This window comes from Paenibacillus senegalensis JC66 (assembly GCF_000285515.1).
Lineage (GTDB): Bacteria > Bacillota > Bacilli > Paenibacillales > NBRC-103111 > Paenibacillus_L > Paenibacillus_L senegalensis.
On record NZ_HE610958.1, the window covers coordinates 622,311 to 642,511 of the forward strand.

Here is a 20,201-nt window from a genome sequence, read left to right on the forward strand (position 1 = left end):
TCTTTTTGATCTGCCTTATTTTTGCCGAACACCGGTGGAAGGACTGTACATTCCCTCTCCTCCGCCACGCGGACGGCTGACTTGACCGCTGCCGATGCTGCCTGGATAAGCGCCTGTCCCGTCCAAATCAGGGAAGTAGTTGTTAGCAATCCGGTTCAATACCTGCGCCTGTATCCACATTGATGTTTCCTGCTCGTTAGAAATAGCTCGCAGCTGCTTCATCTCTGCTGTAAACTGTTCATTGGCGGATACAAATACATGCTGGATTACAGGATCAGCTGCTTGATTGACGGTCGCGACAATCAATTGCTGCAGGAATTGAGGCATGTCTGTGGAATCTGAAATTGGATCATCAGCTGGTGCTGGTAAAGTAACCGGCGTTCTGGACACATTCTCCAATTCTACAGCGACATAGGCTTGGCTTTCGGTTACAGCTACCTGGGCCCCGCTTATTCCGTCTATAGCGGTGATCCGTTCCTCTAAGAACGGACTCCATTCCACCCTGGTATTGGTATGCAGATTGACAGGAAGGGGATCGGCAGCCGGTGCAGTATCGTTTGTCTGTATACGGCGCGGCTGCTCTGGCAGTTTTCTGAATTCGTTGCCCCGGTAACCGTTAAATTCATAGCTGCGAACCCCATCAGGGGAACCATGTGTTCCGCACCCGCTCACCGTAACGCTCCAAACAATAAGCAGCATAACGAGTATGCCTGCCTTGCAGACCGGGCTCTGATCATGTTTGCGCATAAAAAAACCTCCTGCTAAGAACAAGTTAAATTAGTTTGTCCTTAGCATGAGGAGAAATTCTAAAAATATGCCGGGCAGCACTTATACCCAAATTTTGCATAACCGATTAGCGATATGGCGTTGTCCTGGCATTAACATTTTCCAATCATCTCACGCAAAATATTGTAATGGAATTCCATTCTGCAGGATTACACTGCAGCAGGTTCATTTTTAGACTGAAAGCTAAGCAGTTCTTCTTTGGCCAAAATATACATAGCACAGCTCCAGCCGAGAGGTGTATTCGGATTCGGACGGTCGCTTCCAGCGAAATAAAGTTCGGGGAGAATGCCCGGCGACTCTTTCATCAGGCTCTCCGTACGGGCTACATACTGCTCGGCTTTATCAGGACGTCCCAGTTCCAAATGACACAAAGCGAGCCACGGCAAGCCAAATGTCCATTCTGCTTCCGTCCCGTAATAAAATTGCCTAGGCTGCACCCGTCCATGCTCGGCTTCCAGCGTACTGTAGTAGCTGTCCCCTTCGTAACGGATAACTCCCCTTTGGCGAAGAAGCTTTGTTTCAACCCGGTTAACAATCATTTCACCCAGCATGCCCTGGAAAATGCGGTATGGGTATATAAGGCTCAGTTGGGCCAGGTCGACGTCCTTGTCTTGGCTTTCCCTTGGAAAAAGCTCCAGCAGCCTGTCAATGCCTGCATTTATTAAAGGCTCCGGGACCGAAACATAAGGCTCTATCGCCTTCAGTCCGGCTGCACAGGCTCCAACCGAAGAAGCATGGATTTCTCTCCACTCTTCCCACATTCCATTATCGGGATCATTCCAATACTCCACATTTTGTAAATAATAAACCAGCTTCTGCAAAATTTCCCGGTCCTTTTCATCCCTGAGCATCGGTTTTCCTTTTGCCAGTCCGGCACCAACAGCATACAAGAATGCCCCTATCATATCATGCTGGATATGCCCCCAGTTTTCGGTATGGATTTCCTTTACGCCATCCGAGGTATACCGGGCATGCAAATATTCCCATTCCCAGGTCGGCTTCTGCCGGCACAGAATATCCAGTTTCCATTCATATTCCTTAAACAAATCAAATAAACGATGATAGGTTCTTTCATAAACGTCATCGGGTTGGTTCAAGTAAGGTAAAGAGATGTACACACAGTCCCTTATCCAGACATACCGGTAGTATTGTGAGGGGCTTGCTATATACAACCCATTGTCCAAACGAAGCCGGTTCAGCACTTCATAGCTTTCCTTCAGCATTTTTAGACTACCCCCTTATCAATCCGCGCCAAGGCGGGCTATTCCCATTGTTCCCGCAGACGGGCTCCGCTAACCCCGGAACCTCAGGCAACCCTATCCCGTATTAAATCTGCAAAGCAAATTGCCAAGTGTTGTTACTTTTAGTTTATTACCAAATTGTAAAAAGGGTCGCCCAAACCTGCGAAATGCATGCATTTTGGACAACATACAACAAAAGAGTGTATTAAGCACTAGCTTACAAGCTGTTTACATCATTAGGCAAGTCCTATTTTATGAAGTCTGGCAATGAAGTATAATAAAATTAGATTTATGAGGACATTATACAGCCCATACTCCAATACTAGAATCCATTCCGTTTAGCATTTACATAAATCCTCATGAGCTTTAATCAACTTGTGTTTAGGTCAATAGCACAGTTTCGTTTCTAAGTTGATTATTTGATATCGAAAGCAAATTATGGAAAATGCTCATGCTGGAATCATTGAAGGTGAACCGTTTTGAAGAAGAAAAGGATTCTTTTGCTTTCCGAAGGCTTCGGCCATGGACACACCCAAGCTGCTCATGCCCTCTCGATCGGTCTTAGAAGGTTATCGTCGAACATAACAACGAAAGTAATTGAGCTTGGCGCATTCCAGCATCCGTTAATCGCCCCGTGGATTTTTTCTGCTTATCGCAAAACGGTGACGGCCCAACCGAAGCTTTATGGATTCCTATATCGCTATCAATATAAAAAATCACTTAACCGCTTTGCCCAAATGGCACTGCACCGCATGTTTTACGCCAAAACTTCGCAAATCATCGAGCAGTTGAAGCCATCGGTAATCGTTTGTACCCATCCCTTCCCCAACGTCATTGTTTCCCGATTGAAGAGAGCGGGGCTCGACATTCCCTTATGTACGGTGATCACTGACTATGACGCCCATGGCACTTGGATCAGCAAGGAAGTCAACCGTTATTTTGTATCGACTGATCAGGTAAGGGACAAGCTTTTGGCCAGGCAGGTTGAAGCGGAAAAAATCAAGGTTACCGGCATTCCCGTTCACCCGGATTTTCTTGGTATCAGTGATCCTGCAGAAATTCGCTCCCGACTTGGCTGGAACGAGCTCCCTGCTGTTTTAATAATGGGAGGCGGCTGGGGGCTAATGGATGAATATGATTTGATCTCTGTCATCAAGCAGTGGAATGATCGCCTGCAGTTTATTGTCGTCGCCGGAAGCAATGAAAAGCTAAAGCAGACTTTGGAAGAAAGGCCTGAACTAAAGTCCCCTAACGTCCATATACTCGGTTTTACCAAAGGAATAGACAAGCTTATGGAGGCCGCAGACCTGTTGATTACAAAGCCTGGCGGCATGACCTGTACGGAAGGTTTGGTCAAAGGAATTCCTATGCTGTTTTATCACACGATTCCGGGGCAGGAAGAAGAAAATTTGCAGTATTTTACAGAAAACGGCTTTGCGGAAAAGATTACTGCGGAAGAAGATCTGCATAACCGTTTTCAGCAGCTGCTAGACAATTATCCCGCTTTTTTGAAGAAACGGGAGATTCTCCGCCATATGCGGGCTGATTATTCCCCTCAGCGCTGCTCCCAAGCTTTGGTCGAATATTTAGAGCAGCTTTGAAGTCCCATTGCATGGATCGCATACCAGACCAGGTATGCGATTCCTTTCATTTAGAAGCTGCTCCCCAGCATTCCGGCAATCTAATACCCGTTTGCAAACGCAAAAAAATCGCCCCCGGCAGACCTCCTGGTAAAGGCCCTAAGAAAGGGGCGACAGCTAGATCACTATACTAAATCGCTGCACCGACAACTTGAGAAGACCGTCACCGGTCCTGCACACGTTAACATTTTATCTGATTCATGACATTAAAAATGATGAAAAAAGCATTTCGAAATTAATAAGTTCCTTCGGTATCCATTGTTTTTTCGTTGGTTACTTTTACAAAAGTGGACTGCTGGATTTTTTCCTGCAGCTTATCATAGTACAAATCCTCGTCAATCGGAAGCTCAACCCAGTCGTCCAGCCATGAAGAAAGGTGCATAGCATTGGAGAGCGTCAATCCCTTGATTCCCTCCACCCCCGGAGCAAGCAAGGAAGAACCCTTCAAGATCGCATCGGTAAAATTCTGCGTAATGCCTTTGTGTCCGGTTTCCTCTCCGTTAATCGGAACTTCACATTTCCAGCATTCCGGCTGTCCGAAACCGCCTTTAAATTCGGCGTTAAACTGTCTTTCGGACACTCTCAGTCTCCAAAACGTGAGCTTATTGTCTTCAATAACAATTTTGCCCCGGTCGCCTGTAATTTCGTAGCGGTTAGTGCCTGGCGCTTCGCCTGTTGTCGTCACAAAGATTCCCGTGGCCCCATTGCTGTACTCGACATATGCCGTTACATCATCTTCAACCTCAATATTATGGTACTTGCCAAAAGCGCAAAATGCCCTCACTCTGACCGGCATCATATCGATTGTCCACTGCCATAAATCCAGCTGGTGCGGGTCCTGATTCAACAGCACGCCTCCGCCTTCCCCAGCCCACGTAGCTCGCCATCCTCCTGAATCGTAGTAGCTCTGGGGCCGATACCATGTCGTAATGATCCAATTGGTGCGGCGAATTTCCCCCAGTTCTCCCGATGTTACCAGGTCTCTCAACTTCTGATATAGAGGATTCGTTCGTTGGTTATACATGATTCCAAACAGCTTATCCGTCTTGCTGGAAGCTTCGTTCATTTCCCTAACCTGCTTTGTATAAACTCCGGCAGGCTTTTCACAAAGCACATGCAGCTGATGCTCAAAAGCTAGCATAGATAGTTTAGGATGGTCGTAGTGCGGAGTTGCAATCAGCACAGCATCCACGAGACCTGAAGCGTACATCTGTTCAGCCTGTCCGAAGAGCTGTACCCCTGCCCCCAGATTCTCCTTAGCCCATTGCAACCGCTCCGGTCTCACGTCACAGACTGCTGTCAATTCTGCGCCCTTAACCTCACCTTTGCTTAAATAATTCGCATGTGACGTACCCATGTTTCCGATACCGACAATCCCCCATCGGACTTTATTCATGTGAAACCTCCTTAGCCGTAGACTATAATTGGATTCTCCCCTATTATAAACTATGATTCCAGGGAAACAAAGCATAACCCGCCGCCTATTCGTTTCCCCTAAAACATAAAATTGTCTCTGATGTTTAATCTCCCTAACCTTAAGAAAAAATTTATAATCTTATCATAATTTCCTTAATAATTCCTGTATATAGTTAGATATATAAGGGCAGAAAAAGCTTATAAAGAGATATAGGCAAAATCTTCCTCACCTTATCCATTTCCTCGGACTTCAAGCCCTTATCATTCTCGACCAAAGTCTAGTTTAAGGACCGTCTCAAGTCAATTTTCAATCCGCAATATGTTTTATATAATATAGACAAATAAGGAATTGCAAAGAGGTGTTCCTAAAATGAAACAACAAAGAACACATAAAATATTAATTTTGTCCGGAGAATTAGGCGATGGACACAAGCAGGCAGCGATGGCGATTTTAGAGGCATCTGCTTGGTACCAGCCGAACGCTGAAGTTGAGATAGTCGACTTTATGAAATGGACTCATCCCCATCTGCACAGCTTCGGCAAGTTCTTTTATAAACAGTGGGTCCATCGGTTTCCAGGGTTGTATGGGTATTTGTTTCAAAAAACGCGCCCCGACAATTCGTTTTCCCAGCTATTTAAAAAAATTAAAATGTTCGATCTGCAAAGAATGCTGAGCCTGCTCGATGAGATCAAACCAACCGTTGTCGTCAGCACGTTTCCTTCGGCGGCTGCAGCTATGTCTGTGCTTAAATGCCAAGGATTGACCCAGGTGCCGACGGTAACTGTTATTACCGATCATACTGACCACAGCTATTGGATACATCCCGGAACCGACCAGTATATTGTAGGCTCGGATGAGGTTCGGCAGGCATTGAAAAAATATCATTTAAGCGACCAACAGATCGCCGTTACGGGTATTCCGGTCAAGCCAAAGTTCACTCAACCGTTCGACCGCCCGATGCTGCGAAAAAAATTAGGGGTTGAAGCCGATCGGCCTACTGTTCTCGTGATGGGTGGCGGATTCGGCATTATCAGCAAGGAGCTTACCTCCTTGCTCTGGTCAACCGATTACCCGGTTCCTGTGCACTTTATGGTCGTATGCGGGCGTAATGATAAGCTGCGCAGGCAGCTTATGGAACGACTGCAGCGTGAGCCGTCAAGAAATACACTAACTGTGTACGGGTATTGTGACCATGTCGATGAGCTTATGGCGGTTTCCGACCTGATTGTTACCAAGCCCGGAGGCTTGACCACCTCAGAGGCAATTACGATGGGACTGCCTATGCTGCTTCACAATACCCTTCCAGGTCAGGAACAGGACAATGCTAATTATCTTGTACGCAATGGATTGGCTGTGCTTAACTCTGAGGAAGATCATATAGAGAGCTTGCTATCCCATTTATTACGGCACCCTGTTCTTTTAGAACGAATGGCCCTAAAAGCCAAAAGCTTGCGTATGAAAAATTCTGCTTACTATGCTCTGCATGCTATACTTCGAACGGAGTCAAAATGGCAGGATGCATCGATCTGTCATCTGCCTGCCTTGAAGCATGGGTAACTGTGCCGAATCTTTGGCGAAATTGTCATTTCCCCGGAAATATTGACTGCTCGTGTCAAACTAAGCAAAAAACCAGTCTTAAAAGGTCATGGAAGATGACCTCAAGACTGGTTTTTTTAATATTGATTTGACTTTCAGCTAATCATTATTTTTCGTGCTAGCGGCAGCACAATTTTAACAATCGTTCCATGGTTAAGCTCGCTTTCCAGCTGCAGCTTGCCTTGATGTTCCTCGATGATCTTCCTGCTGATCGAGAGCCCTAACCCGGTTCCGCCTTCCTTCGTCGTGTAGAAAGGTTCATTCAAACGCTTGAGGTTCGAAGCGGCGATGCCCGTGCCCTCGTCTATGAACTCCATGATAACATTGACTTTTAGCTTTCTAACCACGATTCGGATTTTTCCTCCGTCGGGCATAGCTTCTACAGCGTTTCTTAGCAAATTAACGAACACTTTTTTCAATTGATTCGGATCACATTTGACCAGGAGAACCTTGTCTGTTGCAGTTACAATTATTTGGATGGGCGGGTTCATAACCTGGCTCTGAAACAAGTACACTACATCATTCAGTACTTCCATTAAATTATTAACTTCGAGCTTAGGCGAATTCGGTTTGGCCAGATACAAAAATTCATTCAGTATACTATTAATCCGCTTTATTTCACTCAGCATTAACTGGCTGGTTTCCTCACTATAGCCTTTTTGCTGCATGAGCTGCAAATTCCCGGATATAATCGTTAACGGGTTGCGAACCTCATGGGCAATTCCAGCCGCCAGCTGGCCGACCAGGGAGAGCTTCTCTGAATTCCGCAGCCGGGCTATCATATCTACGGTTCTTCTAATAAGAACGCCAATCAGACTGAATAAGAAAACAACCATGCCGAGGTAAGAGATTGAGAATATAACCATATTTTGGGGGAATAAATGATTGAAAAAGTCAATAACCCCCATCAAGCTGAAAAACAAAGTCCCAAGGAGAACAATTTGTGCATCCCGATTTTTTTGATAGGCCATAACCGCCACATACACGTTTAAAACGAGAAGGCTTGCCAGCATAAATATATGATATACAAACATCACTTCATCAAGCTGCAGGGTATGAACCCGAATGAAAGGAATAGTAACTACGGCAAAAATCAAGTGCAGCTTCCACAACACATTCAGTGCCCGATCCTGGGGGCGGTCTTCCCCAAACATCTGAACCAGGAAGGCGATAACGCTGGCCATTCCTCCTACCAGGGCGGCAAGCTCTACATCAGCCCATAAGAGAGGGGAATCATAGAAAAAGTTAATAATGGTAGTTCGGCAAATCGTATAGATACCAAAAAATATGCCGAATAGACCAAAAGTGAAGAATGGCTTTATTCTTAAGCGGAAATAGGAAGATAGTGAGATCATTCCTGTAAGAATATAAAAGCATCCTATGATGAGCCTATCCGATTGTTTTTTCAGAAGATCCAAAATAATTTCCGAGTGGCTGGCTAAAGTTGGATATGGATTAAATCCGATATTCTTTGAATCGGAATGGATTTCCACATATAGCATTTTTCCCATGCTGTCAGTCGGGAGAGGAACGATTCTCGGTGCATTTCCTTGATAAGGAGTCCCTTCCTTGCTAAAATCACCAAATTGGTAGATCAGCTTTTTTTCTGAGTAAATGCGGAATTTGCCATGAACTTGAATATTTAAGCTGGGATCGCTCCATTGAGTAGGCGGGAGCTGTACACGGTACCAAATTACATTTCGCGCGCCACGGTGAGGGGGATTCAAGGTAATGATCGATGAAATCCAAATATCGTTATGAATTCCCTCATAATTGCCTCCTCTTTCCCATTGGAAGTTGCCTTCCTCGTCCATCGGAAACTGCCCCCAATGATATTCCCAATTCTCAACCGATACCGGTGTGCCGGATTTTGGGATCATAGGAGATTCCGCCTGTACGAAAGAACCCGAAAGGAAACCAAGGCAGGCCACGGTTAAAAGCATGCACAAAAGCTTTGTCCATATGTTCATCGCTCAAACTCCATCATCTGAAACAAAATTTTGGTATTCAAGAAAAAAACTCGCACAAAGTTACAGGGAATTAAGACCATTCGCATACTCTCTGCCAAAATCCGACTTGGTTCGTCAAATTACTGCGTAGTAAGACTTATTTTACATTAAGTTTTGAGGTTCGTGAACAAAACTTTCCACATTTTAGAATTTAAAGTTGCAAATATAGACACTGCCCCGCATTTTAAGCTTCGTTCCACGAAATCAAATTACGTAAAATGTCCATGTAGAAAAAAAACACCTTCAAAAGGATTCGCCAACCTGTCAAACGGCTGCAATTCCTTGAAGGTGTTTTTCTGAATATGACAGGGGCGGATGCAACCGCCCCCTATGTGCAAGGTTTATTTCGATTTTATTTCGATTTGTCTTCACCAGCTTGATCTTTAGCGGGCTTTCCTTCCTGCTCTACAGGAATAGCCGGCAGTGCGAAGGCAGGAGCCTTATTTGCTTTCTTCTCAGTCTTCTGGGAGTTCTCCTCAGTATTGGATGAGGTCAAGCCTTTCACCAAAGCTTGCAGGTCAATGCCGGATACATCCTTTAACATTTCCGGAGCTGTCGCCATTAACTGCGTCACATAATTGCTTACTCTCGCAGCCCCTTCACCGTTGCCGGTATCAACTACAGTCAGTTTATCAATGGATTGCAGCGGTTCAGCCACTTTGCCAGCCAATTCAGGCAGCATTTTGACAATAATATCGAGGACAGCCGCTTCTCCGAATTTCTCGAACGCTTGGGCGAGCTTTTCTTTCGCTTCCGCTTCCGCAAAACCTTTCAGACGGATAACTTCCGCCTCGGCGGTACCTTTTGCACGCTCGGCATCCGCGAGTGCAAGACCTTCCATCCGCTTCTGTTCAGCAACAGCGCGTGCTTCGGCTTCGATCCGGTATTGCAGGGCGTCAGCCTCACGCATTTTGCGGGCCTTTTCCGCTTCGGCAGATTGCTCTACCGCATAACGGTCAGCGTCTGCTTTTTTCTTAACTTCCGCATCGTATAATTTCTCGCGGACGAGAATTTCTTTCTCCTGAATATCGATCTCCCGATTTTTACGGACGATCTCAATTTTCATCTGCTCTTCCACCGCAAGCTGCTTTGCCTTCGCCTCTTGGATGTTATAAGCCTGGTCCGCTTCCGCTTTTGCCGTATCCTGCTCTTTCTTATAAGCAGCTACTTTAAGCTCACGGTCCTTCTCCGCCTCTGCGATATGCGTATCCCGCAGGAGCTCCGCTTTTTGCCCTTCCTCCTCAGCTTTCGCCTTCTGGATTCTGGCATCACGGATAGCATCCGCTTCCGCAATATCGGCATCTCTTTTGACCATAGCGATCCGCGGCTTACCAAGCGCTTCCAGGTACCCGTGTTTGTCACGAAGATCCTTAATCGTAAAGGAAACGATTTGCAGGCCCATCTTGCGCAAATCCTTAGCCGCTACACCTTGCACCTCTTGGGCAAAACGCTCGCGGTTACGGTATACCTCTTCCACAGTCATCGTTCCGAGAATGGCCCGCAGGTGGCCCTCCAATACTTCCTGGGCTTCACCCTTCAGCGCATCAATCGGCTTGCCCATATATTGCTCGGCAGCGGTAGCGATATCTTCAATGGAACCACCGATTTTAATAATCGCCACACCGTCGGCCATGACCGGAACACCTTGCTCGGTGTACACTTCAGGAGTATAGACATCAAGTTTATGGGATAATAGCGATAGAAACTCAGCTTGCTGAAAGATCGGCCATATAAAAGCACCGCCGCCACGAACAATCTTGAGCTTGCGCCCGGATTCATCAACTTGCACATTTTTATTACCTAGGAAAGAACCGGTAACAATCATCGCCTCATCGGGTCCGACTGTTTTGTATCTCGCCCAAAATGCCAAACCTAAGATAACAATAACCCCAATAACGATTAACGGGATGAGCAAAATGTCAGGAATGTTCTCCAATGTTGTTATCCTCCTTCAAATTTTCAGATAGAATCAAGACTTTCATACTTGGAAACCAGCAATACGCCCTGTTTCACCTCCACCACTACGACTTGTTCGCCCGCAGGAATGGGTTGCTTGTCGATGCTTTTGGCTGGTTTATTGCTGATTCCTGCCCCGACTTTGACGATGACTTCGCCATAGCCGTTCTCAGGTATAGAGGTAATAACCTCCGCCAAACACCCTTTGAGATCCTGAAAAGAGTAGCCCGTTGAATTCTCACTATTGTTCATCGGCTTGACATAAAAGAAATAAATCATAGCAGCGCCTGCCAAAGCGATGACAATAGCTATTAATACAAGGAGCCAGCCAACAACACCGGGCATGTATTTGGTTAATAGGATTCCTGCCCCGCCAAAGATCGTAATGGCTCCCGCAACAACCATCGGCTGTAAAAAATCAACGGAGAGGAAATCTAAGAACCCATCAGCCGCACTGCTAAGCAAGTCACCTAACAAAACGGTAACAAGTGCAAACAGAACTCCAAAAATCAGGCATCCCCAATAAAATTCCAGCATAGCAACCCTTCCTCCATGTTTGTAATTATGCGGGTGCTTACCTTGGTCATTCTTGTTTGGTGCATCTTCTCTTACTTTTATGTAACTAAATACGTGTTATTCGACCTTATGTTTCAAGAAATTACAAATGTCTATGAAAAACCTTTATCAAGACCTTGCAAGGTTGTACCCTCTGTTGTGGTAAAATTAGAATGGGTTAAGTGAAAGCTGCTAGATAATGCAGGAGATGGACGCAAAATGAATATAAGCTGGTTAGATTATATGTTTTCGGGAGGAGTTAGGCTTGTTGCAGAGCGAGCATACAGCTAAGCATATCATCATTGTGAGCGGAGGGAACTTGGGAGAGTGGGCCCTGAATGAAATCCGGCAGGCTGAGGTTACCATTGCTGCTGACAGCGGGGCATTGTTTCTGCTGCGCCACGGGATAACCCCGGACTATGCGGTAGGCGACTTTGATTCGGTAAGCCCGGAGGACAAGCAATGGATCGCCAAGAACAGCCGATCCTATCAGGCTTACGATCCGATCGATAAAGATTATACGGACACCGAGCTTGCCTTTCAGCTGGCTCTTAAGCTGCAGCCAAGCCGCCTCGTTCTTATAGGGGTAACGGGGACCCGGTTCGACCATACGCTAGCCAATGTGCATCTGCTAGCCCGGGTGCTGCCGCTGCAGATTCCCTGCTGCATTGTCAATTCCTGCAACCGCATTTATGCCACAGATCAAGAGCTCGTTATTCACAAACAGCCGGAGTACGATTATTGCTCCCTGCTCCCTCTTAGCGAAAAAGTGGAAGGAATTACGCTGCAGGGCTTTCAGTATCCATTAAGCAATGCCCAATTGACCATAGGCCAGTCGCTCGGGATCAGCAATGTCCTGCTGGACGATGAGGGCGTGATCATGATTAAAAGCGGGATGCTGCTCGTCGTTATGAGCAAGGCTTAGCTTCCGAGCTAAGCCTTGCTTCAACCAGACAGCGAGGAGTATTTGCGTATCCCCGCTGCACTTAGATGAGCCGAATCACATGCACGATGTTGTCATCAGCACATATTTTGATGATATGATTGTCGGCATCGTAATGAATCTGGCAGGAACCAAAGCTAATGCTTGGGTCTGCGCCCAAACCATAAAAAATATCATCCGCCATCGTCGAAACACACGCCCGTCTTTCAGCCTCTTCCATTTGCAGCCAGTCTTCTCCGCTCATCTCGAACCATTCGTGGCACTGCTCCACCCCATACATCACATCCGACATTTCTTCAATGATATCCTCGTACTCTCTTCCAAACTTAACGCCCATACAGTCATCCCCCTTTCCCTCGCATCCGCGGATTAATTCAGATTCGACTATTTGTAATTGTTCCCCAATCGGGATATATTCAAGCAATGGATTTGCCCTGTCCCTTTACAGCAGCGGGGAGAGCATCCGGGCAAGCATTTCCTTCACCTTCTCCAGCTTAGGCCTCCTGCGGAAAGAGCTTAACGTTATTTCCTTGCTGCCCGCCAGATCCAGCTGGAAGTCCCGGACAAGCTTATAAATCGAGCGCTTGTTAAACAACACCGCGTTCAATTCAAAATTGTCAAAAAAGCTGCGCATATCGAGATTCGCCGTTCCTACAGAAGCGATGGTATCGTCAATAATAAGTATTTTAGCATGAATGAACCCGCTCTGATACAAGTAAAAGCGGACGCCTGCATGCATCAATTCCTCCAAATAAGAACGGGAAGCCCATTTAACCAGCGGATGATCCGTGATGCCCGGCAAAATAATGACCACCTCGACACCGCTTAAAGCAGCTGTTTTTAGGGCCATTAAAATGCTGCGATCCGGCACGAAATACGGCGTAACAATGTAGATTCTGCGGAAAGCCGCACTAATCGAGCCAAAATACAGCTCAAGAATCGTATCCCAGTGTGCATCCGGACCGCTCGCAATAATCTGAATCTGCTCGTCCCCTTCGCAATGATGCTCCGGAAAGTGGCTCGCTTCCTTCAATTTTTTCCCCGTAACCAGCGCCCAATCCTCAAGAAAGGTATGCTGTAAAAAATACACGGAATCCCCGATCACTTTCATATGAGTATCGCGCCAGTTCCCGAGCTTCGGGTCCTGCCCCAGGTACTCATCGCCGACATTGATCCCGCCAAGAAAACCGATGCGACCGTCGACCACCATAATTTTGCGATGATTGCGATAGTTCATGCTTTTTTGAAAGAACGAAACCCGGATCGGCCGGAAGCATTCAACCTCCACTCCCGCTTCTTTCAACTCGCGAATAAACTGGCTGCTTAAGTCATAGCTGCCTAGACCGTCATAGAGAAAGCGGACCTTCACGCCTTCTTTCGCCTTGCGGATCATCATCTGCTGGAAGGTGCGGCCAATCGAATCCGCGCGAAAAATGTAAAACTGCATATGAATATGATCCTCGGCTTCTTCCATAGCCTTGAGCATAGCTTCAAAGGTTTCCTTCCCGGAAGAATATATTTCCGACTGGTTAGCCTGGGTAATAGGAGAGCCTGGAATGCTCTGCAGCAATCCAAACAGCCGCCTATGCCGGGACAAGCTGGAATTGCGAATTTCTTTGGCCTTTTTGGCGACTTTAATCCGCTTGATAATTCTCAGCGGCAGCCGGTGCAGCGAACGCTTTCCGCGTCTGCGGAGCCATTTGCGATTTTTCCGGTGATCCTTCGCGACGAAATAATAAACCAGAAACCCCAATCCGGGAAACAGGAAAATAATGAGCAGCCATGCTGTCGTTTTGGATGGGTTTCGGTATTCCGATAACAGCACGAAGCCGATTTGCAAAATAAATAATCCCATGGCCACCATTAACCATGTTCCCATCAACAAGCTCCCCCGTTCTCCTACAGCTCCAAGTAAGTAAGATAAGTTTTGACACCTTCCTCGATGGGGCGGCGCGGTTATATTGACTCTTATTCATTGTTTACCTCTATTCCCTCATTATAAACCAGAGGGCCCCTGCTGTTTCAAGCCATGGACAAGCGGTTAACTATACCTAAGCCAAGGTTTCACCGCAAGTGGTAATAAATCTTGACCTTGTAAGAGCTGCACTTAAGCAAAAATGTCCAAGTCGTCCATCCCAGAATTCATGAGACAAGCCGTTCAGGTTAATCTTCAGGGCCTGGGGGAAAGCTAAAATGAGCTCCCGAAGATCCATCAGGCCAATCCAATTTTGGACGATTCTACAATTTATTGACAAGGAGTGAAGTGCTATGGCAAAAAACAGTGTTATGGTCGGTACGATTGTAGGAGCTGCCGTAGGAGCTGTGAGTGCTCTGTTACTTGCCCCTAAAAGTGGTACGGAGCTGAGAAAAGATATTTCCAATGTTTGTAATTCCATTACTGCCAAGACGAAGGAAAAAGCGGGGGATGTAACCCGCAAAACCGTAGATGTGGCTAAAAGCATCGGCAATCATGCTTCGGAATTCATGGACAAAACAAAAGAGGTTTCGCAGTTTGCTGCATCCGAAATCAAGGATACGGCAAAGGAAACAGCCGAGTCGGCTGCTGAAGATGTGAAATCAACCATGAAATAACACTAAGGGCAAACAAAAACCGGCCTTGCGGGCCGGTTTTTGTTTGCCCGTTATTTAATAGAGCGAACGAATATCGGAGCGGAGTGACCTTACTCCTCTTATTGGCATATAGCCGGACATTTATAAGGCACCAATTTAAAAAATCACGCCAATATTGAATTGACGTGATTGTTAATATTCCGGTATGCCGGACTGTCCGTTAAGTATTTTTTTAAGCTTGTCTATAGCTCTTCTCTGAATGCGCGACACACTCATTTGCGAAATACCGAGCACCTGTGCAATACTTCTTTGCGATTGGCCTTCATTGTAAGCTAACAACAGCACTTTCTTCTCTTCTTCCTTTAAATGGACAAGCGCCTCCCTTAAATCCAGACGCTTCTCTAACGTCCCGAAATCATCGGTATCGCTTCCAATTAAGTCCCCGATGGTAGCACTGCCATCGTCACTCGAAAGCGGAGTGTCCAGCGAGACATAATTGTAACACTCTCTGCCGGCCAGAACCTCAATCGTTTCCTCCGTGGTGAGCTCCAAATATTGTGCGATTTCATCCACATTAGGCGATCTCTCCAACTTCATCGTAAGCTCATCAATAGCCTGCTGCACCATCAGACCTTTTTCCTTGATCCGGCGAGGAACCTGAATGTACCAGGACTTATCCCGCAAATAATTTTTCATGTGGCCGATCAAGCTTTTCATCGCGTAAGCTTCGAACTGAATGCCAAGCGAGCTGTCATACTGCTTGAAGAGACGCAGCAAAGACATTTGGCCTACTTGATACAGATCTTCATATAGGTCCGGCCGGTTGCGAGACATTTTCCCGGCCGCCATTTTGACAATCGGTTCATAGTGAAGCAGCAGGGAAGTCGCGACCTCATTATCATTCGACTCCTGATACTGGAGAATGGCTTCAACCATGCCATTGCCCTCTAGAGCCGTTTGTTCTGGCTTCATGCCAATTCCCCATTCCTTTGCAGAAATTTGGTGAGAATGACTTCAGTCCCCTCTTCGGTATGGACTTTGACGTCATCCATTAGCGCTTGCATCATAAAAATGCCTAATCCTCCTGCATTGATCTCATTTAGATCTTTATTGTGCAAAGATGTCGCTTCTTCCTCTTTATGCTCATAATCAAAGCTGCTTCCTTCATCTTTAACGCTAATTCGGATTCCATCTTCCTGCATTTCGAATTTCACTTCAATATGCCCTTTGCTGGTTCCTTCATAGGCATGCAAAACTGCATTATTGCAAGCTTCTGCAACGGCCACCTTCATGTCTTCAATCTCTTCATAGGAAAAGCCCCACTTAGAGGCAATACCATATAAAGTTAAGCGAATGATATCCACATATTCCGCGTCTGCCGGCACTTTTACAGTCACACAGTTGTTCTCTACTGGTTTCATATGATCTCTTCTTTCCTTTCCGATGATCCCTCAGGCGGGTTTAAAAATTGGGAAATACCGGTGATATCGAACAGGCGCTGGATTTTAGCCGGGACTTCCTCAACTCCGAAAGCAGCTTTCAAGGAATCGCGTGTTTTTAATATCGACACAATAATTCCAATGCCTGTGCTGTCAATATACTTGAGGTCTTTCAAATTGAGGGTGAGCTTCCTTTTCGTTTGCTGTACAAAAGGATCCAGATCGGAACGCATTTCCGGCGCAACGGACAAATCCAACTCTCCTGATAAGTAAATTATCACTTCGTCAGGCATTACTTCTTTATAGATACTGAACTTTTTATCTGAGTTCATTCAATATGTCCTCCCATGACTTCATATTAAAAAAAGTATACCATTGCCTAATTATTAATACACCATCAACCCCTATTCTGAAACAGAGGAAACCTATAAATTATTTTCCATCTAGCAAAAAAGGCCTTATCTGCTCGGAAGAGGATAAGACCTTAACTATTAACGGGATTAATGAACCAATTATTGCCTGAGCTGAAAATCCTATCTTGCTTTGCTCATGCGACTCATTTTATAGCGCTGCCATAGTTCATAAGCGGAATTAAGCAGATGCAAAGCTGTATGGAGTTTGCTTTCCTGCTGTACCTGCTTTACTGAAGCCGGCACCTCTACCTGCCCCTGGTTAACTGCTGCAGATGAACGTTTGAAGTTATCGCGAAGAGTTGCCGAAGCCTGGCGTATAGATGCCGTTACCCCCTCAAGCGCCCCGCCCATATTTTCCACACTGCCAAACAGCGGGTCCAATGTTCTCATCTTGGAACGGACATCCATAGTTATTTGATTAGTCGTTCGAATCAATCCTTTAACCTCAATGGTTATCTCATTGATATCTTCCTTGAGCTCTTTAACCGTGCGATTCGTTTCCTTAAGAGTATCCTGAACCGTTCTTAGCGTCTGAATAACGAATACGGTCAATACCGCGAAGGCAAGTGCAATGATCAGAACCGCAATTTCCCACATTTAAAACCCTCTCCTTTCCAGACGGCACAGCCGTATTTAATTAGGCATAATTGCTTAAGCCCCGCTGGCTTTCAAGCGAACAAGCTATAGATCATACTCGTTTATGAAGCTAAGTCTATATCCTGCCGCCAGCCATCAAGGAATCAGCATATGCAATAATGCTTAATATAAGTTTACCCGTACCGGTTAAATCCGACAATCCCAAACCACAGGCTGCGGGTCCCCAATAATGCTGCCGGTTTGGAAATTATTTAAACGAATAAGCCTTTCCTGAAACAGAATGGGTGTTTTCGCAAACCTTGATTAAATCCGTGTAAGTAAGGGTAAATATAAAGTATTCGAGGCATAATAAACGATGACTGTATAGAATCCTTTTGAAGGGAGGAAGCAAGCAATGCCTAAAACTTTAGTTTCTGTAGAATCTGCCCTTAACCAGCAAGTGGCCAATTTTTCGGTCATGTATATGAAGCTTCATAATTATCATTGGAATGTAAAAGGCGAACATTTCTTTACGCTGCATGTTAAGCTTGAGGAGCTCTATGATGAGTTCGCCCAGCATTTGGACGATCTGGCTGAACGTGTTCTTGCTCTCGGAGGCAAGCCGGTTGGAACTTTAAAGCAATGCCTGGAAATGTCCACCTTGAAGGAAGCCTCAGATCATGAGTCATCAGCCGATATGGTTAAACAGGTCGCCCAAGATTTCGAGATGATTTGCAAAGAGCTTCGCGAGGGCATCGAAGCCGCCGAAGAAAACGGTGATGCTCCTACCGCCGATATGTTTACGGCTATTGCCGCTTCTCTGGAGAAGCATGGCTGGATGCTGAAGGCCTATTTAAAAGCGTAAACCTGTCTCAGATTAAACCTGGGTCTATCCTTTGCAAAAGCTGCTCTAGAAAAAACGGGTATGGAGGACAACAGCTGCCTTCATATCCGTTTTTTATTGGTGTGCTGACATAGATTGAGCATGTTTGCTCATTTGTGAACCGTCTTTCTATCTTCTAGTACTCGTTTCGCCATAGATTAGAAGGGGTAAGTAGTGATAGGCAGCAGCTGCGAAACCGCTACGAAAAAGGAGTGGAAGACGATGGATGAAAATAAACATGTAGATGTAGAAAAGAAGCATACCAATGTGGAGAAAAAAACGGACAATAGTATGGTGGCCTCTACTTTCATTAAATACACAGCCTATATCATTATTTTCTTCGGCGCACTGTATTTTATCGTAAGATACGTATTCCCGATGTTTTAAAGCAGCAAAAGCCAGGGTGACGATATCTGTTGCCTAAGCTTATACAATCACGAAGAAACCCGCGTCAGGCCTTACGGCTCACGCGGGTTTCTAATTGCAGCTCAATTTTCACAAATCGCAAAGGTATTATAACCAGGAAGCAAAGCTGGAGTCTAATTAGTTGCCTGCAGGTAATTATCGTAAGCGGTCTGATAGATATTCACGTAATCTTCCAGTCCCATCTGGTGCAGGGTTTTAATATAGGTATCCCACTGCTCCTCGATTCCTCCTCTAGTGATCCATTCTCCCGCCATTTGATCCGTGTAGCTCACAATATCCGTCTCGTAACGATTAATACCGTTATACTGCTCATTACTGAACAATACTCTCGGGTAAATCCACGGCTTAAGATACGGCTTACGAATCTCATACCATTCCGGGCTGTCAGGGTCTAGGTGACCGGCCTTAAGATTGGTGACATCGAGCAATTCCTGCTGTTCATTCGTAAAGCCGTACACAAAGCTGTTATATGGCGTTTCTTTTACCCGCCATTCCCCCGCGCTGAAGCCTTCCGGCTCAGGAATAATTTCATAGGTTCCGTCAGGCAGCTTCTTCACCCGGTTAGGTCCTTGGCGGAGCTTGAAAGACATCTCCGGCTCAAAAGCGCGATCCACCCATCTTATAGTAGCTTCAGGATGCTGATTGTTGCTGGTAATCGCAAAGATGCCAACATCAATCTGTGCGTTCATATATCCTGCCGCCTGATGCCCATCCGGGCCAACGAAAGGTACAATCGGTGAATCGTAATCCCAGTTGTAGTCGACTCCCGTAATCTGGTCCGGGCTCCATCCGAGAAATGCGCCTATCGTCGGCTCACTGCCTGCGGAAAGCTTGGATAGCATCTGCGAAGATTCAAGGGAAAAAGCCTCCCGGTCAATTAAGCCTTCCGAATACAGCGAGTGTAAGTATTTGATTACTTCCTTATATTCATCGGTCGCTCTAGTAAACTGGACTTCGTCATCCTTAACGATAAACCGTTGATCCAATGTGCCGAACGATCCGTACAGGAAGCCAAACCCATATTGTCCGCCATTATAGATTCCGGTTAACGGAATTTCCATGCCCGCCGCTTTGAAAGCTCTTAGCACATCGCGAAACTCATCGGTGGTCGTTGGCATTTCCATATTGACCTTCTCCAGCCAAGTTTTGCTGATCCACAGAATGTTCCCCTCGGATCTCTTATATTCCGCCATGTTAGCAAGAGGCAAAGAGTAAATGTGGCCATCCGGTGCAGTAATAGCGCCCCTTACTTCCGGATAAAGCTCCAAGAAATTCGTCAGGTTAGGAGCGTATTTGTCGATCAGTTCCTCCAGAGGAATAAAAATTCCCTGGGAGCCATATGTAACGACATCAGAAGCGGACACCTTCAACATCACATCCGGTAAATCTCGGGCTGCGGCCAACATCAGATTGCGCTTTTCGCCCCAATCCGAAGCGGGAGACAGCTCCCACTCGATATTAACATTCGTGCCTTCATTTATCTCTTTAAACGTTTCCAGCTCATTCCAGTTAGAGCCAGTTCTTGCATCATAGGAACCGGCTATTCTTAACGTAATCGGCTCATTAACTATAGGCAGCCCGGTTTCGTTGAAATTGGAGCTTATCGGACTCTCCGGCGGACTTTCAGATGGACTTGCGGACGGATTCGCTCCCTCAGGGGAGGAAGAATTAGTACAGCCTGATATCATGACCCCAACCATAATCAATGCGGTTAACCACTTGCGCTTGCCACTCATTTCTGACCTACATC

Annotated in this window: 19 protein-coding genes; 6 read left to right on the top strand and 13 right to left on the bottom strand. The window is 46.0% G+C overall.

All coding sequences use genetic code 11. The features are described 5' to 3' along the window. Nucleotides 1-15: 15 nt before the first annotated feature. Both PSHG_RS11200 and PSHG_RS11205 read right to left on the bottom strand, forming a co-directional pair. Nucleotides 16-747 carry a YhcN/YlaJ family sporulation lipoprotein gene (locus PSHG_RS11200; protein ID WP_010272771.1) on the bottom strand — a complete coding sequence of 244 codons (732 nt, stop codon included), beginning with the start codon at nt 745-747 and terminating at the stop codon, nt 16-18. Between the two features lie 188 nt (nt 748-935). After that, a complete protein-coding gene (locus PSHG_RS11205) occupies nt 936-2,009 on the bottom strand; it encodes a glycoside hydrolase family 15 protein (RefSeq protein ID WP_010272772.1) in 1,074 nt (357 codons plus the stop codon). 497 nt (nt 2,010-2,506) lie between these two features. Between PSHG_RS11205 and PSHG_RS11210 the strand changes: the two genes are divergently transcribed. After that, complete coding sequence (locus PSHG_RS11210) at nt 2,507-3,628, top strand: MGDG synthase family glycosyltransferase (protein WP_010272773.1); 1,122 nt, start codon at nt 2,507-2,509, stop codon at nt 3,626-3,628. A gap of 274 nt (nt 3,629-3,902) precedes the next feature. On the opposite strand, the gene PSHG_RS11215 is transcribed toward PSHG_RS11210, so the two are convergent. Beyond that, entirely contained in the window at nt 3,903-5,063 is a 1,161-nt protein-coding gene (locus tag PSHG_RS11215) for a Gfo/Idh/MocA family protein (RefSeq protein WP_010272774.1), read from the bottom strand. 390 nt (nt 5,064-5,453) lie between these two features. Here PSHG_RS11215 and PSHG_RS11220 point away from each other — a divergent pair, with 390 nt between their 5' ends. Beyond that, nucleotides 5,454-6,641, top strand: coding sequence for an MGDG synthase family glycosyltransferase (locus PSHG_RS11220; protein ID WP_010272775.1), 1,188 nt, complete (start codon nt 5,454-5,456; stop codon nt 6,639-6,641). 134 nt (nt 6,642-6,775) lie between these two features. Here the strand turns inward: PSHG_RS11220 and PSHG_RS29335 are convergent, their stop codons facing one another. The 3 genes from PSHG_RS29335 to PSHG_RS11235 all read right to left on the bottom strand — a co-directional run bounded on the left by PSHG_RS29335 (nt 6,776) and on the right by PSHG_RS11235 (nt 11,182). After that, nucleotides 6,776-8,560, bottom strand: a complete 1,785-nt coding sequence (locus tag PSHG_RS29335; protein ID WP_010272776.1) for an ATP-binding protein — start codon at nt 8,558-8,560, stop codon at nt 6,776-6,778. Nucleotides 8,561-9,041: 481 nt separating this feature from the next. Beyond that, complete coding sequence (locus PSHG_RS11230) at nt 9,042-10,625, bottom strand: flotillin family protein (protein ID WP_010272777.1); 1,584 nt, start codon at nt 10,623-10,625, stop codon at nt 9,042-9,044. 23 nt (nt 10,626-10,648) lie between these two features. Next, a complete protein-coding gene (locus PSHG_RS11235) occupies nt 10,649-11,182 on the bottom strand; it encodes an NfeD family protein (RefSeq protein WP_010272778.1) in 534 nt (177 codons plus the stop codon). 286 nt (nt 11,183-11,468) lie between these two features. On the opposite strand from PSHG_RS11235, the gene PSHG_RS11240 reads away from it, so the two are divergent. Beyond that, nucleotides 11,469-12,125: a thiamine diphosphokinase gene (locus tag PSHG_RS11240; RefSeq protein WP_187373782.1), complete on the top strand. Its 657-nt coding sequence runs from the start codon at nt 11,469-11,471 to the stop codon at nt 12,123-12,125. Nucleotides 12,126-12,186: 61 nt separating this feature from the next. Here PSHG_RS11240 and PSHG_RS11245 read toward each other — a convergent pair whose 3' ends face one another. Together PSHG_RS11245 and cls are read right to left on the bottom strand one after the other, a co-directional pair. Further along, the gene (locus tag PSHG_RS11245) at nt 12,187-12,480 is read right to left on the bottom strand and encodes a hypothetical protein (RefSeq protein WP_010272780.1); all 294 of its coding nucleotides are present in this window, start codon (nt 12,478-12,480) and stop codon (nt 12,187-12,189) included. A 105-nt stretch (nt 12,481-12,585) separates the two neighbouring features. After that, nucleotides 12,586-14,022 (bottom strand): cardiolipin synthase, encoded by a 1,437-nt coding sequence (cls, locus tag PSHG_RS11250; protein ID WP_026021321.1) that lies wholly within the window; start codon nt 14,020-14,022, stop codon nt 12,586-12,588. A gap of 389 nt (nt 14,023-14,411) precedes the next feature. Here cls and PSHG_RS27330 point away from each other — a divergent pair, with 389 nt between their 5' ends. Further along, a complete protein-coding gene (locus PSHG_RS27330; RefSeq protein WP_010272782.1) occupies nt 14,412-14,735 on the top strand; it encodes a YtxH domain-containing protein in 324 nt (107 codons plus the stop codon). Nucleotides 14,736-14,906: 171 nt separating this feature from the next. Here the strand turns inward: PSHG_RS27330 and PSHG_RS11260 are convergent, their stop codons facing one another. The 4 genes from PSHG_RS11260 to PSHG_RS27335 all read right to left on the bottom strand — a co-directional run bounded on the left by PSHG_RS11260 (nt 14,907) and on the right by PSHG_RS27335 (nt 17,163). Next, entirely contained in the window at nt 14,907-15,686 is a 780-nt protein-coding gene (locus PSHG_RS11260) for a sigma-70 family RNA polymerase sigma factor (protein WP_010272783.1), read from the bottom strand. Then, on the bottom strand, nt 15,683-16,135 hold the full coding sequence (gene rsbW / locus PSHG_RS11265; protein WP_010272785.1) for an anti-sigma B factor RsbW: 453 nt from the start codon (nt 16,133-16,135) through the stop codon (nt 15,683-15,685). Before rsbW ends, PSHG_RS11260 begins: the two co-directional genes overlap by 4 nt. Beyond that, the gene (locus tag PSHG_RS11270) at nt 16,132-16,485 is read right to left on the bottom strand and encodes an STAS domain-containing protein (protein WP_010272786.1); all 354 of its coding nucleotides are present in this window, start codon (nt 16,483-16,485) and stop codon (nt 16,132-16,134) included. Before PSHG_RS11270 ends, rsbW begins: the two co-directional genes overlap by 4 nt. A 201-nt stretch (nt 16,486-16,686) precedes the next feature. After that, nucleotides 16,687-17,163: a DUF948 domain-containing protein gene (locus PSHG_RS27335; RefSeq protein ID WP_010272787.1), complete on the bottom strand. Its 477-nt coding sequence runs from the start codon at nt 17,161-17,163 to the stop codon at nt 16,687-16,689. A 394-nt stretch (nt 17,164-17,557) separates the two neighbouring features. Between PSHG_RS27335 and PSHG_RS11280 the strand changes: the two genes are divergently transcribed. Together PSHG_RS11280 and PSHG_RS31025 are read left to right on the top strand one after the other, a co-directional pair. After that, nucleotides 17,558-18,007: a Dps family protein gene (locus PSHG_RS11280; protein WP_010272788.1), complete on the top strand. Its 450-nt coding sequence runs from the start codon at nt 17,558-17,560 to the stop codon at nt 18,005-18,007. A gap of 240 nt (nt 18,008-18,247) precedes the next feature. After that, nucleotides 18,248-18,412 (top strand): hypothetical protein, encoded by a 165-nt coding sequence (locus PSHG_RS31025; RefSeq protein ID WP_162830526.1) that lies wholly within the window; start codon nt 18,248-18,250, stop codon nt 18,410-18,412. 152 nt (nt 18,413-18,564) lie between these two features. On the opposite strand, the gene PSHG_RS11290 is transcribed toward PSHG_RS31025, so the two are convergent. Next, on the bottom strand, nt 18,565-20,187 hold the full coding sequence (locus PSHG_RS11290) for an extracellular solute-binding protein (RefSeq protein WP_010272790.1): 1,623 nt from the start codon (nt 20,185-20,187) through the stop codon (nt 18,565-18,567). Nucleotides 20,188-20,201: the final 14 nt, after the last annotated feature.

Bases quoted from the DNA above. Each gene is read 5' to 3' on its own strand.
- PSHG_RS11260 (WP_010272783.1), bottom strand. From the start codon at position 15,686: ATGAAGCCAGAACAAACGGCTCTAGAGGGCAATGGCATGGTTGAAGCC.
- PSHG_RS27330 (WP_010272782.1), top strand. From the start codon at position 14,412: ATGGCAAAAAACAGTGTTATGGTCGGTACGATTGTAGGAGCTGCCGTA.
- PSHG_RS11235 (WP_010272778.1), bottom strand. From the start codon at position 11,182: ATGCTGGAATTTTATTGGGGATGCCTGATTTTTGGAGTTCTGTTTGCA.
- rsbW (WP_010272785.1), bottom strand. From the start codon at position 16,135: ATGAAACCAGTAGAGAACAACTGTGTGACTGTAAAAGTGCCGGCAGAC.
- PSHG_RS11205 (WP_010272772.1), bottom strand. From the start codon at position 2,009: ATGCTGAAGGAAAGCTATGAAGTGCTGAACCGGCTTCGTTTGGACAAT.
- PSHG_RS11270 (WP_010272786.1), bottom strand. From the start codon at position 16,485: ATGAACTCAGATAAAAAGTTCAGTATCTATAAAGAAGTAATGCCTGAC.
- PSHG_RS11220 (WP_010272775.1), top strand. From the start codon at position 5,454: ATGAAACAACAAAGAACACATAAAATATTAATTTTGTCCGGAGAATTA.
- PSHG_RS31025 (WP_162830526.1), top strand. From the start codon at position 18,248: ATGGATGAAAATAAACATGTAGATGTAGAAAAGAAGCATACCAATGTG.
- PSHG_RS27335 (WP_010272787.1), bottom strand. From the start codon at position 17,163: ATGTGGGAAATTGCGGTTCTGATCATTGCACTTGCCTTCGCGGTATTG.
- PSHG_RS11215 (WP_010272774.1), bottom strand. From the start codon at position 5,063: ATGAATAAAGTCCGATGGGGGATTGTCGGTATCGGAAACATGGGTACG.
- PSHG_RS11245 (WP_010272780.1), bottom strand. From the start codon at position 12,480: ATGGGCGTTAAGTTTGGAAGAGAGTACGAGGATATCATTGAAGAAATG.
- PSHG_RS11290 (WP_010272790.1), bottom strand. From the start codon at position 20,187: ATGAGTGGCAAGCGCAAGTGGTTAACCGCATTGATTATGGTTGGGGTC.
- PSHG_RS29335 (WP_010272776.1), bottom strand. From the start codon at position 8,560: ATGATCCCAAAATCCGGCACACCGGTATCGGTTGAGAATTGGGAATAT.
- cls (WP_026021321.1), bottom strand. From the start codon at position 14,022: ATGGGAACATGGTTAATGGTGGCCATGGGATTATTTATTTTGCAAATC.
- PSHG_RS11280 (WP_010272788.1), top strand. From the start codon at position 17,558: ATGCCTAAAACTTTAGTTTCTGTAGAATCTGCCCTTAACCAGCAAGTG.
- PSHG_RS11200 (WP_010272771.1), bottom strand. From the start codon at position 747: ATGCGCAAACATGATCAGAGCCCGGTCTGCAAGGCAGGCATACTCGTT.